This is a genomic window from Shewanella sp. Sh95, assembly GCF_001308045.1.
GTDB classification, from domain to species: Bacteria; Pseudomonadota; Gammaproteobacteria; order Enterobacterales; family Shewanellaceae; genus Shewanella; species Shewanella xiamenensis.
The window spans coordinates 41,947-58,233 of record NZ_LGYY01000045.1 but is presented as its reverse complement, the minus strand read 5'-3'; the positions used below and the strand labels follow the sequence as shown (position 1 = coordinate 58,233).

15 protein-coding genes are annotated in these 16,287 nt (G+C 48.6%); 11 read left to right on the top strand and 4 right to left on the bottom strand.

All coding sequences use genetic code 11. The features are described from left to right. Nucleotides 1-201: 201 nt before the first annotated feature. Nucleotides 202-1,284: a ribonuclease T2 gene (locus AEA42_RS03770; protein WP_348625485.1), complete on the top strand. Its 1,083-nt coding sequence runs from the start codon at nucleotides 202-204 to the stop codon at nucleotides 1,282-1,284. A gap of 232 nt (nucleotides 1,285-1,516) precedes the next feature. On the opposite strand, the gene AEA42_RS03765 is transcribed toward AEA42_RS03770, so the two are convergent. The 3 genes from AEA42_RS03765 to plsB all read right to left on the bottom strand — a co-directional run bounded on the left by AEA42_RS03765 (nucleotide 1,517) and on the right by plsB (nucleotide 6,111). Next, on the bottom strand, nucleotides 1,517-2,299 hold the full coding sequence (locus tag AEA42_RS03765; RefSeq protein WP_037426612.1) for a VOC family protein: 783 nt from the start codon (nucleotides 2,297-2,299) through the stop codon (nucleotides 1,517-1,519). A gap of 132 nt (nucleotides 2,300-2,431) precedes the next feature. Further along, nucleotides 2,432-3,688, bottom strand: coding sequence for a tryptophan permease (mtr, locus tag AEA42_RS03760; protein ID WP_037423680.1), 1,257 nt, complete (start codon nucleotides 3,686-3,688; stop codon nucleotides 2,432-2,434). Further along, nucleotides 3,688-6,111: a glycerol-3-phosphate 1-O-acyltransferase PlsB gene (gene plsB / locus AEA42_RS03755; protein ID WP_037423683.1), complete on the bottom strand. Its 2,424-nt coding sequence runs from the start codon at nucleotides 6,109-6,111 to the stop codon at nucleotides 3,688-3,690. Before plsB ends, mtr begins: the two co-directional genes overlap by 1 nt. Before the next feature lie 285 nt (nucleotides 6,112-6,396). On the opposite strand from plsB, the gene lexA reads away from it, so the two are divergent. The 6 genes from lexA (at nucleotide 6,397) to AEA42_RS03725 (ending at nucleotide 12,530) form a co-directional block, all read left to right on the top strand. After that, nucleotides 6,397-7,017 (top strand): transcriptional repressor LexA, encoded by a 621-nt coding sequence (lexA, locus tag AEA42_RS03750; RefSeq protein WP_037423686.1) that lies wholly within the window; start codon nucleotides 6,397-6,399, stop codon nucleotides 7,015-7,017. Beyond that, a complete protein-coding gene (locus AEA42_RS03745; RefSeq protein ID WP_037426610.1) occupies nucleotides 7,014-7,526 on the top strand; it encodes a SulA-like leucine-rich domain-containing protein in 513 nt (170 codons plus the stop codon). The genes lexA and AEA42_RS03745 overlap by 4 nt, the downstream gene beginning before the upstream one ends. A 405-nt stretch (nucleotides 7,527-7,931) precedes the next feature. Continuing rightward, nucleotides 7,932-9,473 carry a cytochrome c oxidase subunit II gene (coxB, locus tag AEA42_RS03740; RefSeq protein WP_055647006.1) on the top strand — a complete coding sequence of 514 codons (1,542 nt, stop codon included), beginning with the start codon at nucleotides 7,932-7,934 and terminating at the stop codon, nucleotides 9,471-9,473. Nucleotides 9,474-9,482: 9 nt separating this feature from the next. Further along, a complete protein-coding gene (ctaD, locus tag AEA42_RS03735) occupies nucleotides 9,483-11,075 on the top strand; it encodes a cytochrome c oxidase subunit I (protein WP_037426604.1) in 1,593 nt (530 codons plus the stop codon). 1 nt (nucleotide 11,076) lies between these two features. Beyond that, entirely contained in the window at nucleotides 11,077-11,658 is a 582-nt protein-coding gene (locus tag AEA42_RS03730) for a cytochrome c oxidase assembly protein (RefSeq protein WP_037426601.1), read from the top strand. Then, entirely contained in the window at nucleotides 11,655-12,530 is an 876-nt protein-coding gene (locus AEA42_RS03725; protein ID WP_037426598.1) for a cytochrome c oxidase subunit 3, read from the top strand. The genes AEA42_RS03730 and AEA42_RS03725 overlap by 4 nt, the downstream gene beginning before the upstream one ends. Nucleotides 12,531-12,558: 28 nt before the next feature. On the opposite strand, the gene AEA42_RS03720 is transcribed toward AEA42_RS03725, so the two are convergent. Next, a complete protein-coding gene (locus AEA42_RS03720) occupies nucleotides 12,559-12,789 on the bottom strand; it encodes a DUF2909 family protein (protein ID WP_055647005.1) in 231 nt (76 codons plus the stop codon). On the opposite strand from AEA42_RS03720, the gene AEA42_RS03715 reads away from it, so the two are divergent. The 4 genes from AEA42_RS03715 to cyoE all read left to right on the top strand — a co-directional run bounded on the left by AEA42_RS03715 (nucleotide 12,734) and on the right by cyoE (nucleotide 16,236). Next, the gene (locus AEA42_RS03715) at nucleotides 12,734-13,645 is read left to right on the top strand and encodes an SURF1 family protein (protein WP_055647004.1); all 912 of its coding nucleotides are present in this window, start codon (nucleotides 12,734-12,736) and stop codon (nucleotides 13,643-13,645) included. The genes AEA42_RS03720 and AEA42_RS03715 overlap by 56 nt on opposite strands. Before the next feature lie 67 nt (nucleotides 13,646-13,712). Further along, nucleotides 13,713-14,258 (top strand): hypothetical protein, encoded by a 546-nt coding sequence (locus AEA42_RS03710; protein ID WP_055647003.1) that lies wholly within the window; start codon nucleotides 13,713-13,715, stop codon nucleotides 14,256-14,258. Continuing rightward, on the top strand, nucleotides 14,258-15,331 hold the full coding sequence (locus tag AEA42_RS03705; RefSeq protein ID WP_055647002.1) for a COX15/CtaA family protein: 1,074 nt from the start codon (nucleotides 14,258-14,260) through the stop codon (nucleotides 15,329-15,331). The genes AEA42_RS03710 and AEA42_RS03705 overlap by 1 nt, the downstream gene beginning before the upstream one ends. Nucleotides 15,332-15,333: 2 nt before the next feature. Next, nucleotides 15,334-16,236 carry a heme o synthase gene (gene cyoE / locus AEA42_RS03700; protein WP_055647001.1) on the top strand — a complete coding sequence of 301 codons (903 nt, stop codon included), beginning with the start codon at nucleotides 15,334-15,336 and terminating at the stop codon, nucleotides 16,234-16,236. The last annotated feature ends 51 nt before the right edge of the window (nucleotides 16,237-16,287 follow it).

Genomic DNA, 16,287 nt, shown 5'->3' with positions numbered 1-16,287 from the left:
TCAATCAGTGCCTTAGAGGCCAGCATCAAGCTGTTTAATCGTTTTAGGTGAAGTTCTGGGCAGTATTGGTGTAAAGAATGTTGTAGGATATTGGCTTCGCGCATCTTGTTGTCCAAGTGTAGTTTTTGGCGAAACCATTTGATCATGCAACAAGATGCGCTTCCACCCTAATTTGATGATTTATTTGTAAATCATCAGGGGATTCTTCAGTGCTCTGCACTAATCATGTCAGCAGCACCCGCATATGCCATCCCCGCCACAGGGGAGTTTATTGCCAATAAACGCTGTGAATTGTTTCAGTCTAAAAATAAACAAACCAATCCCGATGATTGGCAGAGCAATATCGGTGAACGTTATCCCGTTACGGAGATTTTAGGAAACAGCGTCAATCCTGACTGGATTCGCGTCCGCACCAATGCCATCAGTTCACCGTTACGCTGGATTAAAGGTGATTGTGGACAATACAATACCAATGTAGCGGCGGCAGAGACTTATCAGCCAAACTCAACCAAAGAGCCTACGCAAACCACTACAGCCTCTGATATCAAAGCCATCAATCGTGAAAGCCTAAAAGAACGAGGTACGCTAGAGAAACGCCAAGGCCATGTGTGTCAAATCGAGGATAATTACGACTCCCATGTGCTTGCCTTAAGTTGGCAAAGCACCTTTTGTGAACTCTATGGCAGTCGTAAAGCAGAATGCCGCGCCTTAAGCCAAACCAGTGATGCGCCTCAATGGCAACACTTTAGCCTGCATGGCCTCTGGCCTAATCGCCAGCAATGTGGCACTCGTTACGGCTTTTGCAGCAGCGTAAAACAACAACCAAGTGATTTTTGCGATTATCCTGAAGTACCACTCAATGCCTCTGTGCAAAAGAATCTGGAAGAAGTGATGCCAAGTGCTCGCTACGGTACCTGTTTAGAACGCCATGAATGGTGGAAGCACGGTACCTGTCGTAATCAAGACCCCAATGACTATTTTTTACTGGCGACTCAGCTGACGCAGGAAGTCAATGCCTCGACATGGGTACAACAATTTATCCATGAAAGAATTGGTAAAAAAGTCACACAACAAGAGTTGAATCAAAGCTTTGATACTAGCTTCGGTAAAGGTGCACACACTAAGATCACGCTTGATTGCGCCAAGGGACTCTTAAGCGAAATCCGGATTAATCTTCCACAAGAGATCAAGCTATCAGACTCAATTCCGAGCCTACTTGCTAAAGCACCCAAGGCGAAAAAGACTAACTGCCCAGACCCACTCTCTATCGACAAACCAAACTAACTTAATCTGAACTTGGGGTAACGAGTGTCGAAAAAATCTAAATTTAACAAACCAAGATAATGCCATAAACTATTGTTTTTAAAATACAATTTCTCATGACTGAATGCGCAGATTTTGTGCATATCAAGGCGCTCTGTCGTATGCCATAGCGAGCTATGGTTAGACAGAGCAACGCAGAGAGGCCCGAAAAGATGCCTATTCAGCGGCGCTACTTATCCCTGCTCAGGTTAACTTATTGGTTTTCATTTTGGGATAGGTGTATTACTGCGAAAGTAGCACCTTGGGCGTCAGCAATCACCGCAAAACGTCCCACATCAGGGATATCGCTTGGCGGCACGCATAGCTGTGCGCCCAGCCCCTGCGCCTTAGCGGCAAAAGCATCACAATCCGCCACCACAAAATAAGGCATCCAATGGGCGGGGATCTCGCCCCATTCCGGCATCATTTTCATCATTCCCCCCATAGACTGACCGTCAATTTGCCACTCGGTGTAATCGATGCCGGGCACATGACTGGGGAGCGCGGTCCAAGGAAACACTTGAGTGTAAAAACTGGCTTCGGCGCTAGGTTCACGGCAAGCCAGCTCCACCCAACACAGGGTATTTTCTTCACCTTGGCGACGTGAGCCCGAGTGGTTTTTCGCTTGCCACAGGGCAAAGCGTGCTCCTTCGGGATCGCTCACCTGCGCCATCACGCCCGCATCACCCACCACATGCGGTCCCATGTGCAATTGCCCACCCGCAGCCAGGATGGCGGTAACCGTCGCTTCGATATCCTTAACCGCAAAATAGATCCGCCAATGGCTAGGGATCTGTGGTTCCGACTCAGGGATTTGATACATGGCCCCTAAATCGTCCCCCTCCAGATTGAACAGCGAGAAATGACCATTAGGAATTGCCATTTCCACCGCATTCCAACCAAACAGCGCATGGTAAAAACCCTGTGCATCCTGCCAGTCATGGCTCGCCAATTCAACCCAACAGGCCTGTCCCTGTGCGTACTGAGTAATCCTCATTGCAGACTCCAATCAAACAGATAATGTGTTCGAGTTAAGCTGGAGTTTATGCAACTGTCCAGTTTTGGCGGTAAAAAGATGAATACAAAGAAAAAGCCCTCAATTTGAGGGCTTGATTTGCGAGCGAAATACTTAGGAGAACTGCGGTAATAGATTCGCCATCGCGAGTAGATGACAAGCACCCGTCACAACACCAAACAACACTACAAGGATAATTAACGGCGTGCCACCAAAGACCCTAAAACCTTGATGGTTAGGGAAGAGTTGTCTCGACTTGTAGGCCATCAGCGCTGGCACGATAACAGCCCACACGGTTGCCGCTAAGGCTGCAAATCCAATGGCAATTAAAAAGCCATCGGGAAACAGCAAACCAAATATGGTGGGCGGCACAAAGGTGACAATTGCCGTTTTCATCCGGCCAGAGCGCGTATCGTCGAATCCGAATAAATCGGCCAAATAATCGAATAAACCTAAGGTCACACCGAGGAAAGAAGACGCCACAGCTAAATTAGCAAACAGGGTTAACATGCTGTTTAACCAGCTGCTTTCCATTACCTTTGACAGGGCGCCGACTAACACGCCCATATTGCCACCCTGGGCAATAATCTCACTAAACTGGCTGCGGGGAATATTGCCCATAGTGGCGACTAACCAGCAGGCATAAATGATCAGCGCGATAAAAGTCCCGACAAAAATGGCTTTGAAAATGGTCGATGAATCTTTGCCATAATACTTCACCAGACTCGGCACGTTGCCATGGTAACCAAAACTGGCTAGACCAAATGGCAAGGCCGCCCACAGATAAGGCATAAAGCTTTGCTTTCCATCCGGTTCGAGTAACTTAGTCACATCGATTTCGATCAGCAAATTACCAATCGCGAGGAAGAAAGTGATGATCATCCCGCCGAGCATAATGGTCGTAATACGATCCACCGCCTTGGTACTGATCAACACGATACAGGCGAGCACGACAGCAAATACTAATCCGGCGACACTTTGAGGCAGCTCAATCCCCATGCCTTGGAGACTATGGTTAACAATCGAGCCACCGCCACTGATGTAGGCGTAGGTTAAGATGTAGAGCACGAAGGCAATGGACACCCCATTCACGATGCGCCAAAACTGCCCTAGGGTTTCCTTGGTCAGGGTATCGAAACTCGCTCCCGGCTCGAAATGCAGGTTGGTTTCGAGCAGTAACAGTCCCGACATCAACATGCAAAACCAAATACCGAGTAACATCAGTACCGAGTAGCCAAACCACATGCCAGCGCCCACAACGGGCAGAGAAAACATCCCCGCCCCGACTGTGGTACCGGCAATAATCATGGCACCACCGAGCAAAGATTTGCCCACCGGCTTATTCTTCGCCGCATTCATATGGTTAGCCATTAAGCGATATGCTCCGCGGTCACGCTGGCGACAATCGTTTGCCTTACAGAGGCTCTGAGTAAGCTATTAGCTTGATCGCGAATGCGCTCAACATCAGATTTATCTTCCTTACCAGAGAAATAACCCAACTCTTTTAGCTTAACACTCAAGGTGTTATAGAGTTTCTTATCGTAAAATTCTGGTGCGGTAATGCCATGCAGCGCCCCTAGACGTTGGGCAAGCAGATGGCTTTCAGACTCGAGATCCGAACGCTCCATCTTAGGTCTGTGGGCCAGCAGATTGAAGATAATGGCATAGCGTTGCAAGGTCTCACTAACGCTGCCAGCCAACAATAACATTTGGCTGGTGTGCTCGGTCACAACCGACAACATATCGCTTTCCTGCACTAGACCTTGCTCAATAAACAGCTCGAGCACTTGATTCACGTAGCTTGGGAGATCTTTGATCCCCATAAACAACTCCGCCTTCAATAACGGATAAAAGTCGTTCACTATCCCAAGGATTTGCGCTCTTGAAATCTGTTTATTATTGATTAAACAGCTGGCAATTAATGACGGAATAATAAATAAGTGAATGATATTATTGCGATAGTATGTCATTGACGTCGCTTGTTTTTCATCAATTGACACTATCTCACCCAAAGGATCGGCGTTGATGGAGAACTTGTTCAGCTCTAATCCTTGCTGTACTAAGTGCTTGCCATCACCTTCGGCAACCGACGTAAACGACGTGTAAGGCACACGCTTAAGCAGGGTCAGGTATAAATCTAACTGACGCTCGAGCAAACAACGCTCTAAGGCATTTTGCTCCGACGCCAACAACACTAAACTGGTCAAGGTAATAGAGCTGGCGGCAGCGGCGTCGTTAATCCGCGTCATCACCCGATTTGCTAACACGTTCACCGCTGGGGTTAACCAAGTCGGTTTTTGCTCAGGATCATCAGCCACTTCACTGCGCCAGTTTGGTGCCGTTTCATTCAAGAAATTTTGCAATGTAATCGGCTCACCAAAGTTGACATAACCTTGGCCAAAATTACCTAATTTACGAATAGCACCAAAGACTTGCCATACAGATTCTTTCTGTTTTTTCTTACCGCTTAGCTCTTTGTGATAGGTCGCCACTTCCATCACGTGATCGTAGCCTAAATACACAGGCACTAAGGTGACTGGGCGTTCGATACCACGCAGCACACTGTTGATCGTCATAGCGATCATGCCCGTTTTAGGCGCCAATAGACGACCGGTACGAGAACGGCCACCTTCAGAGAAATACTCAACCGAATATCCCTTAGCAAACAGCTGATCGAGGTACTCACGGAACACGGCCGTATAGAGTTTGTTGCCGTTAAAACTACGGCGAATAAAGAAAGCCCCGCCACGGCGGAACAGCGGCCCCGCAGGCCAGAAGTTTAGGTTGATACCCGCAGCAATATGCGGTGGCACCATACCTTGGTAATACAGAATGTAAGATAACAGCAGGTAATCCATATGGCTGCGATGGCAGGGCACATACACAATCTCATGACCATCGTGGTGTAACTGCCGAATATGCTCGGCACCTTTGATGTTAATACCGCTGTAGAGCTTGTTCCATAACCACGTTAAAAAGCGCTCAGCAATACGTACGAGACTATCGGAATAATTCGCCGCAATTTCATCAAGATATTCAATTGCTGTTTCACGCGCTTGGGTTTCAGAAATCTTCTTGCTCGCGGCTTCTTCCTGAATCGCCTTGCGTAAGGATTCAGATTTCAGCAAGGAATGGAATAACGCCTGACGATTAGGCAACACAGGCCCCGTCATCACCTTACGTTGGCGGCGGAAATGCACTCTCGCTACTCGAGCCAATTTATGGGCAATGCCCATATCGGTACCATGTTCGTCGGCCATGTAACGCAGCGATACCGCATTAGAAAATTGCACAAAGTTGTGACGGCCCAAAAATAGGATCATCAAGCACTTACGTAACCAAGTAGGGTTCTCGCGCTCAAGCACTGCCGCCTTCATGGTGTCGTCTTCTTTACCCGGAGTACGACCCCAATACAGACTCACAGGCACCAGCTGGATATCTAACTCTGGCTTTTCCTTATGGACGGCCAACAAACGCATAAAACATTCGAGGAATGGCTCATTGCTGGCGCGTTCACCAAATAAGGGCTTACGACCTTCAAGGCATACCACCCGTGGCGCCACAACGCCATTCACCACCAGCGGCTCGTAAGGGCTTGGCAAACCAAGTTTCGTGGTGATCTCGCTTAACGCAGCAATATCACTCAGGGATTCTGTTTTCATTACATAAGCAAGCGGTCTGGAGGCATCCAGATTCAGATCGGCAAAGGGATCCTGTGGCACAACAATAGTGTGCACTAAGTGCTTTTGGATCCAACGTAATGATTTCAACCAAAGAGAGTCTTGTTTAGGCATTATTCTTATGCAATGTAAGTACGTTCATTAGCCCCATAGAATACCAGATTCTAGAGAATATACCCAAACAACCTAAAGATGCAGGATTCAGCTGCTGATTTTAATGACTTAGTAACGCACTTTAGGCGACACCATTTATTGATACCGTGCAAATGGCATTCACCCCATAGATGACGATTACGGTTATTTGCAGATCTAGCTGACCAAGTTAAAAGTGGTTAATACTTGCACTACCAATAATACTGTATATACTAACAGTAACTGTATAGAAAAACAGGAAAGACCATGAGACCGTTGACGCCACGCCAAGCCGAAATTTTAGAGCTGATTAAACGTAATATTGCCGAGACTGGCATGCCACCCACTCGGGCCGAAATTGCCACCCGTTTGGGTTTTAAAAGTGCAAATGCCGCAGAAGAACACCTTAAGGCATTGGCGAAAAAAGGCTGCATCGAGATCATGCCTGGTACTTCCCGCGGGATCCGTCTCCCTGTAGAGGAAGAAGATAACCGCGAAACAGGCTTGCCACTTATCGGCCAAGTGGCAGCGGGTGAACCTATTCTCGCCCAAGAGCATGTCGAACAGTATTACCAAGTCGACCCCAGCATGTTCCACCCTGCTGCCGATTTCCTGCTGCGCGTAAAAGGCGACAGTATGAAGAATATCGGCATCCTTGAGGGTGACCTGCTTGCCGTTCATAAAGTACAACAAGCGCGCAATGGACAAGTTGTTGTTGCTCGCGTTGACGATGATGTAACCGTAAAACGCTTTGAAAAAAAAGGTAATTTAGTCTACCTACATGCCGAGAATGAAGACTATTCACCGATTAAAGTCGATTTGAGTTTCCAAAGTCTAACAATTGAAGGGCTCGCCGTAGGGGTGATCCGCAACGGAGATTGGCTATGAACAAACTATTAGGTAATGCCCCGCGTCACCCCGGTTTATGGCTCGATACGGTTCGAGATACAGAGACCGACTGGCAGCATACATCAATAGTCACTATGCCAACTCAGAGCCAAGGGCGCCAAGAGCTGACACAGCTGAGCAAACAACTTGCCCAACTGAGCCAACAGGGAAGATGGATAGTGCTCATCAACCCACCTAGTATTGGCTACAAGCAGCTATTAGCAAACGCAGGTGTGCGTATGGATCGCGTACTATTGGTTCACGCAAAAGATGAGGTCGAAACCCTTTGGGCGATGGAAAAAGCCTTAACCAGTGGCACATCTAGCGCAGTGATTACTTGGATTAACGCCCTAGATACTCGCGATAATCGTCGCCTACAAATTGTAGCAAAGAGCGCACGTGCAATGGGTATCGTGCTTGAAGGTTCAACGAATGACCAACCTTCTAGCACCAATCTCACACAATCGGCTAAATTTACTCAACCCGCATTTTTCAGCTCTGTTCATTAAAAATTTTTCACACCGTATTTAGCCTTGAAAGCCGCCTCACCTGTGAATGTGAGGCTTTTTTTTGGCAATTTTTCAGACAATTAGAAAAAGAAGTGATCTTGATCAATTTTTAAACAGCAAGTATGTTTGATTTAGGCGCACATGATATATGGCCTGTTTAGGCAGAAATATCGCGTTATTTTCGAATATCGCTCGCCCACAAAAATTGAGAATAATGGATTTATTCAGCAGTATGTGCCAGTGTGGCTAATACCAGCAGTAACAATACTTGATCATAAGTAAGCCGCCAACGCACGTTGAAGTCAGAAACACTTTTTTGGGAACTGAAGAGTTTGCATAGAGTTGAGACTTACTGTGTTGCTCTTCTTTGTAGTTGCTATTTGCAATTAGCAGAGGAGAAGTCTTGTGAAGCAATGGTTGTATTGTTTACTCGTGGTGCTATTCGCCCCACCGTTGGCCGCAGCAGACATGCGGTTCAATATGACGCCTGGCGTAACAGAAATCAGTGGCAAGGTATACCACCTGCACATGACGATTCTGTATATCTGCTGCGCGATAGGCTTAGTGGTTTTTGGCGTGATGATTTATGCCATGATCAACCACAGAAAATCCAAGGGCGCGGTCGCGTCACACTTCCATGAGAGTACAAAAGTTGAAATCGCTTGGACGATAATTCCCTTTATCATTCTGATCTTAATGGCGATTCCGGCAACTAAAACTCTGATTGCCATGGAAGACCCCAGCAATGCCGATCTCACGGTAAAAGTCACAGGATCGCAATGGAAGTGGCATTACAGCTATTTCGATCAAGATATTGAGTTTTACAGTATTCTCGCCACACCAAGACCTCAAATCGAAGGTAGTGAGGCCAAGGGAGAGCACTACTTACTCGAGGTCGATAAGCCCCTTGTCCTGCCTGTAAATAGAAAAATCCGCTTTCTGATGACTTCTGAAGATGTTATCCATTCATGGTGGGTACCAGATTTTGCAGTGAAAAAAGATGCTAACCCAGGGTTTATCAACGAGGCGTGGACCCATATCGATAAACCCGGCATTTACCGTGGTCAATGTGCCGAACTTTGCGGCAAAGATCATGGATTTATGCCGATAGTGGTTCAGGCACTGCCCGAAGCCGAGTTCGATGCTTGGGTTGCAGAACAAAAACAAGCTGCCAATGCCGCAGCGCAAGCCGCACAAGCCGCCTTATCACAAACACTGAGTAAAGAAGAGCTGATGACTCAGGGTGAGCAAGTTTACCTTGGTCACTGCGCAGCCTGCCATCAACCTAATGGCGAAGGTCTCAAAGGCGTATTCCCACATCTCAAAGGCAGCCCCATAGCTACCGGGCCACTGAGCGGTCATCTTGAAATCGTGCTCAATGGTAAAACGGGTACGGCCATGCAAGCCTTCAGTAAACAATTAACGCCCCAAGAAATTGCCGCAGTGATTACCTATGAGCGTAATGCGTGGGGCAACAACACGGGTGATGCGGTGCAAGCCAAAGACGTTGATGCCCATAAATCCGGTGGCACCAATAGCGAACCAGTAGCAACGACTCAGCCCCCCTCAACCACCGATGCGCCCAAAGCGGCGACAGAGCCCATCGCCAGTGTCGATCCCGCGAGTCTTCCCACGCTCAGCCATGATGAACTGATGGCCGAAGGAGAAAAGACCTATGCCACAGTTTGCGCCGCCTGCCACCAGCTAACGGGTGCAGGTATGCCTCCCGCCTTCCCCGCCCTTGCTGGTAGCGTTATTGCAACAGGCCCAGTCGCCAATCACATCGATATAGTGATGCACGGTAAACCGGGCACGGCGATGCAGGCATTTGGCAACCAACTCACGCCACAACAACTTGCCGCCATCATTACCTATGAGCGCAATGCGTGGGGCAACAATACCGGCGATACAGTGCAACCCGCTGATATTGCTCGCCATGGACAGTAGGGGATTAAGATGAGCACACTGACTCAAGATCAAATTGCCGCCCATGATGAACACCATCACGGTGCACCTAAAGGCATCATGCGCTGGTTACTCACCACCAACCACAAGGACATTGGCACCCTGTACCTATGGTTTAGTTTCATTATGTTTTTAACTGGTGGTGCGATGGCCATGGTGATCCGCGCCGAACTCTTTCAGCCCGGATTACAACTCGTTGAACCTAACTTCTTCAACCAAATGACCACAGTGCATGGGCTAATCATGGTATTCGGCGCAGTGATGCCAGCCTTTACCGGACTAGCTAACTGGTTAATCCCGATGATGATTGGTGCGCCAGATATGGCGCTTCCACGTATGAACAACTGGAGTTTTTGGATCCTGCCCTTCGCCTTTGCAATATTGTTGAGTTCATTGTTTATGGAAGGCGGCGGCCCTAACTTTGGTTGGACCTTCTACGCACCACTCTCGACCACTTATAGCCCTGACAGCACAGCATTATTTGTATTCTCGATCCATATCATGGGGATAAGTTCGATCATGGGTGCCATCAACGTGATCGTAACCATAGTCAACCTGCGCGCGCCAGGGATGACGTGGATGAAGTTACCGCTGTTCGTCTGGACTTGGCTGATTACCGCCTTCTTGCTGATCGCCGTTATGCCCGTACTCGCTGGGGCCGTCACTATGGTGTTAACCGATAAGTTTTTCGGTACTAGCTTCTTCGAGGCGGCTGGCGGCGGCGATCCTGTGATGTTCCAGCATATCTTCTGGTTCTTCGGTCACCCCGAAGTCTACATCATGATTTTGCCTTCCTTCGGCATTATCTCCGCCATAGTCCCGGCTTTCAGCCGTAAACCATTATTCGGCTATGCATCCATGGTGTATGCCACGGCGAGTATTGCGATTTTGTCCTTCCTCGTGTGGGCGCACCATATGTTCACCACCGGTATGCCTGTGTTTGCAGAGTTATTTTTTATGTACTGCACTATGCTGATTGCCGTGCCGACTGGGGTAAAAGTGTTTAACTGGGTAGCCACTATGTGGCGCGGCTCACTGAGTTTTGAAACCCCAATGTTGTTCGCGGTGGCCTTTATTATTCTGTTCACTATTGGCGGCTTCTCTGGCCTGATGCTCGCCATCACGCCAGCCGACTTCCAATACCACGATACTTACTTTGTGGTGGCTCACTTCCACTACGTGTTGGTCACTGGTGCGATTTTCTCCATAATGGCAGCGGCCTATTACTGGCTGCCAAAATGGACCGGCCATATGTACAGCGAAAAGCTCGGCCAGTGGCATTTTTGGTGTTCGGTGATTTCGGTCAACGTGTTGTTTTTCCCGATGCATTTCTTAGGTCTTGCGGGTATGCCAAGGCGTATTCCCGATTACTCGATTCAATTTGCCGATGTAAATCAAATCGTGTCGATTGGGGGGTTTGCGTTTGGGCTATCTCAGCTGATTTTCCTCGTGCTGGTAATTAAGTGCATTCGGGGCGGCGAAAAGGCGCCCGCCAAACCTTGGGAAGGCAGCGAAGGCTTAGAGTGGACCCTACCAAGCCCAGCGCCCTATCACTCTTTCACCACGCCACCCGAGGTGAAATAACATGCAAGGCCAACCCCATCAGCAAAACATCAAGTCCAACCGTAAGCTCATTAGCCTGTTGGTGCTGGGCTGCCTTGCGATGTTTGGCTTTGGGTTCGCCTTAGTGCCGCTCTACGATGTGCTGTGCGAAAAACTGGGTATTAATGGAAAAACCTCTAATACTGCCAGCAGTTATCAGGCGATCACTGTGGATAAGAACCGGGTGGTAACGGTGGAGTTTATCTCGCAGGTGCAGACGGGCATGCCGTGGAAATTTGAGCCACAAACGAAACGGCTCGAAGTGCATCCGGGAGAACTCATCCACACGGCATTTCTGGCGCAAAATGTCTCGAATAGAGCAATTGTGGGCCAGGCGATTCCTTCAATTTCGCCCGGCCAAGGCGCAGCTTATTTCAATAAAACCGAATGTTTTTGCTTTAACCAACAACACTTAGCCGCCGCGAGTCGCGCCGAGCTGCCGTTGATCTTCTTCGTGGATCCTCAATTACCCGAGTCTATCCACACCTTAACCCTCTCTTACACCCTCTACGACATTACCGACAAGCAGTTAGCGTCTGCCATAGAGCAAGGAGCTGCAAAATGACCACTAAACATGAGACTTACTACGTCCCCGCCCAGAGTGCTTGGCCGATTGTTGGTGCTATCGGCTTGTTTTTAATCGCCTTTGGGGCGGGACATTTTGTACATCAACTCAAATCTGGCGCTTCGGGTGGCGGCTATATTTTACTGGCAGGCATCGCCGTTATCCTGTTTATGCTGGTAGGCTGGTTTAGAACCGTGATCAAAGAATCGATGACGGGCCTCTATTCCCATCAGATGGATAGATCGTTTCGCCAAGGCATGAGCTGGTTTATTTTCTCCGAGGTGATGTTCTTTGCCGCCTTCTTCGGCGCCTTATTTTACGCCCGCATGATCGCAGTGCCCTGGCTCGGCGGCGCGTCCAACAATGCCATGACCCACGAAGTCCTGTGGCCACACTTCGAGGCCGTTTGGCCACTCGTCACCACACCAGATGGCACCAAAACCGAAGCCATGCCATGGAATGGGCTACCGCTAATCAACACCATTGTGCTGCTGACTTCCTCAGTCACGCTGCATTTTGCCCATATCAGCTTAGAAAAGGGTAAGCGTTCGGCCATCACCCTCTGGCTAGGGCTCACGATTTTACTGGGAATTAGTTTCCTTGCTTTGCAGGCGGAGGAATATAGCCATGCCTACCATGAGATGGGGCTAACGCTCACCTCGGGCGTGTATGGCAACACCTTTTTCCTGTTGACGGGCTTCCATGGCATGCATGTAACCTTGGGCACTATCTTTCTATTAGTCTTGTTTTTCAGAGTGTTAAAAGGCCACTTTAGTGCGGATAAGCATTTTGCCTTCCAAGCAGGCAGTTGGTACTGGCACTTTGTCGACGTAGTTTGGCTCTGCCTGTTTATCTTTGTTTATGTGCTTTAAATATTCGTTGAAACAATAAGTTGAAAACTTAAGGCGTGGGATTAAGACCAAGCAGTCCAGTCTCTAAAGCCACCAGCAAGAGCAGGATAACCAGTACAGAAAATATCACCCTACGGCCCAAATAGCGGCTCATTGGCACTGGGTGTTCAGCGGTTTGGTCGTCACCTTTAACCATAATAATTAAGGCTCTGCCTAGGTTAAAAATGATAAACAGCAACAGCAGTACTAAAACACACTTAAAAATGAGCGGGATGTTCATACGCTATCCTTATGTTTTGCTGACCAAATTGATTTGGTTACCAAGATATATTTGGTTGCATAGGGGAGTGTCGTTACTACTGATATTGACTGTGGTGGTATTCGTGGTTTTGGTCAAGCTAGGTTTGTGGCAAATGGATAGGGCAGTTAAAAAAACCGAACTACTCGCACAAATGGAGGCAAGACAATCCGCTGCCACACTCAATCCTGAACAGCTCATAGCTGAATTGACCAAAGGTGGCGTTACTGGCTATCGCCTTGAGGTTCAAGCCAGCCCCGTTAATCCACAAATCTGGTTACTCGACAATCAGGTCTATCAAGGGCAAGTGGGCTATCTCGCCTTTCAGCTACTGCAAATAACGTCAGCAAATCAGACAGATAATCCTGTTCAACCTTGGCTGTTACTCGAACTTGGCTTTATTGCCGCTAAATCCCACCGAGATGCCCTGCCCGAAGTCAGCCCCATAGTCGGTGAACTGGTTCTTACAGGCCGCCTCTATCAAAAACAGATTAATCCCTTAAGCCATCACTTATTGGCAGACCCCTTCACCACGGAACAAGGCGAACGGATTCGGTTTCAAAATCTTAATCTACCCGAAATGGCACAAATGTTAGGACATCCTATCCTGCCCGCGGTGTTACAACCCGATGCCTTACCCCAATTACAACCCGCGCAGGCCTTACCCCACCCTTGGCAGCCTTTTCCCCTCTCTGCCGAAAAACATTGGGGTTATGCGTTGCAATGGTTTGCCATGGCAACAGTGTTTGCGGGGTTGATGGGCTGGCAAGCATTGAAATACCTCAAAAAATCACGACAACGGCATCAAGCCGATAAGGAGGCGACTAAGACCGAGTGACAGATATCAGCAAGATGTTAATAAAAAACAATAAAACAAAGCATTAGGGACAATAAGAGGAGCAAATATGGACTCCCAACAAACAGCCAAATACCGCGCATTGGGGTTATTGCTACTGGCCTTTATCGCGCCTGTGGTCATCGCTAAGTTAGTGCTGAGCATGCATTGGTATCAAGGCGGCTCCACCAACCACGGTGAGCTCATCAGCCCAGAAACCAGTTATACCAGTCTTGGCCTTAACAATCCTCAGCCTAAGGAATGGCAACTACTGTATTTATTGCCCGCAAAGTGCGATGAAGCTTGCCGCGAGCGCTTGTATATCCTGCATCAGAGTCATACCGCCTTAGGGCCAGATCAGGCTCGTGTCGAACCGCTTATTCTGGTGAATCCAGACAGTGACTTAAACGCATTAACCAGCTTTAACTTCAACACTCAGCCCGCCAGCCAAAGCCTCAGTCAATGGCTTGACCAACAACAGCTGATTATTGTCGATCCACTCGGCGCACTCGTGCTGCGTTACCCCCAAGTGCAAGGCAAGGCGGCACATTTAGCTCAGGGTAAGGCCTTGGTCGCGGATCTCCGTAAGTTATTGAAACTATCGAGGGTAGACTAATGCAACTGACTTGGCTCCTCCGCGTCACCATAGTCTTTACCCTGTTAGTAATTTTAATGGGGGCTTACACTCGGCTCTCGGACGCAGGACTTGGCTGCCCAGATTGGCCCGGTTGCTACGGCCATATCAAAGTGCCCACCCACGACCATGAGATCTCCCATGCCCAAACCCTATTTCCCGACCACGATATCCATCCCGAAAAAGCTTGGCTCGAGATGATCCACAGGTATATTGCGGGCGCCTTGGGCATCCTCGTCTTACTGGTTTTTATTCTCTGCCTAAAAACATCCGAAGCTCCCAAAAAACTGCCTTTGGCCATAGTGTTACTCATCATATTTCAGGCAGCGTTGGGGATGTGGACTGTGACGATGAAACTCATGCCGATTGTCGTGATGTCCCATTTAATTGGCGGCTTTAGTTTACTCTCGCTCTTGCTATTGCTGTATCTGCGAACACGACCCAAGCGAATTTTCGAAACCGCTGATATTCACAGTCAGCGTGTTGCGGGCGCAGTATTTAATGGCTCCCATGGTTCGCGGATTGGCACGAGCCTTAAATTCATTGGCCAGAGTAAACACTTGCCGAAACTGGCGCTGTTGAGTCTGCTGGTGCTTATCGGCCAAATCATGCTCGGCGCCTGGACCTCCTCCAACTATGCGGCCCTCGCCTGCACAGCTTTACCGATTTGTGAAGGTAATTGGATGGACAACCTCGCTATTGCCGATGCGTTTTCCCCTTTCCAAGGGCAACATCCAAGCTTTGAATTTGGCGTATTGGATTACCATGCCCGCATGACCATTCATATCGCCCACCGCGTTGGCGCCATCATTACCGCCAGCCTATTGTTGTTGCTCGCCTATCGATTATTTTTCGGCACTCAGCTCAAGGCTCTAAGCCTGTTGTTGGTCGCCTTAGTGATACTGCAAGTCAGTTTGGGGATTTCAAACGTGGTGATGCATTTACCACTGGGGATTGCCGTTTCCCACAATGGCGGCGCGGCATTATTGCTACTCGCCCTAGTCGCAATTAACTATTTTCTTTGGCATAAGCCATCTTCAACATCGAGGGTTTAACCATGGCAAAACCGCTCTCAATCAGTAGTCACCCTAGTGTTAATGTGGCTTGGCGTGCCTATTTCGAGATGACCAAACCTAAGGTGGTGGCTTTAATGCTACTCACCGTCTTAGTCGGCATGTGTTTAGCTATGCCAACGATATTACCCGTACAACCTTTGGTCGCAGGACTTTTAGGTATCGCTATGATGGCGGGGTCTGCCGCAGCCTTAAACCACCTGATAGATAGGCGAATCGACGGCATGATGGCACGCACTTACAATCGCCCACTCCCCAAAGGACGGGTCTCGGCGACGAGGGCACTGCTGTTCGCGGCACTCTTAGGCAGTTTAGGTTTTGTGATCCTCTATGTTTTCACTAACCCGCTCACCGCTTGGCTCACCTTTGCCAGCTTGATTGGTTATGCCTTGGTTTATACCACCTATTTAAAACGGGCCACCCCGCAAAATATTGTGATTGGCGGTTTAGCGGGCGCGATGCCACCCTTGTTGGGCTGGACGGCAGTGACAAATCAATTCCATGGTCATGCGCTATTGCTCGTCATCATCATATTCCTGTGGACGCCGCCGCATTTTTGGGCGCTGGCGATTCACAGACGCGCAGAATATGCCAAAGTGGATATTCCCATGCTGCCCGTGACCCACGGGATAGAATTTACTAAGACCTGTATCTTGCTCTATACGATTTTGCTGGCGATGGCTTGTCTATTACCCGTGCTAGTTGGGATGAGTGGCCCGCTCTACTTTGTGTGCTCAAGCATACTAAGCACCGGATTTATCTATAAGGCGTGGCAGTTAAAGTATCAGGATCGTGAAGGACTGGCGATGCAGGTGTTTCGCTTCTCGATTTATCATTTAATGTTGTTATTTATGGCATTACTGCTCGACCACTATCTTTGGGCGTAATGTGCAACGCTCGATAGGCATAGGACGGGCATGGCCTGAGGACAAAATATG